This window comes from uncultured Cedecea sp. (genome assembly GCF_947498825.1).
GTDB lineage: Bacteria > Pseudomonadota > Gammaproteobacteria > Enterobacterales > Enterobacteriaceae > JGM124.
In genome coordinates this window covers 1-306 of record NZ_CANMLV010000081.1, presented here as the reverse complement: position 1 = coordinate 306, position 306 = coordinate 1, and the positions used below count along the sequence as shown (strand labels likewise).

Annotated in this window: 1 pseudogene; it reads left to right on the top strand. The window is 50.0% G+C overall.

The features are described from left to right. A pseudogene (locus Q1A40_RS23025) lies at positions 1 to 239 on the top strand (hypothetical protein); the annotation flags it as partial. Between the last annotated feature and the right edge of the window lie 67 nt (positions 240 to 306).

Genomic DNA, 306 nt, shown 5'->3' with positions numbered 1-306 from the left:
CCCAGAACCAGTTACAGGGCTATGTCAGGGGATTTATTGGCGATAACGCGGGTAGCGATGCGGGCTGTAACGATACGCCCAGCTCCATGCTGTTTAATCAGGACCCCGTCACATTGCTCTCAAATCAACCGAATAATGCCTCATATTCACTGGATTTAAAATGGGTGTTATGTCCTGTTGCCAATCCGGGGCTGGGAGCGGGAACGGCATCGACAACCTTAAATGTTATCTGGCAGTAGCGCGGTTTTTACTGTCGGTCAGCGCACGTTAAGCCATATTCTTGTTCTCTGAGACGTCTTTTTCCGG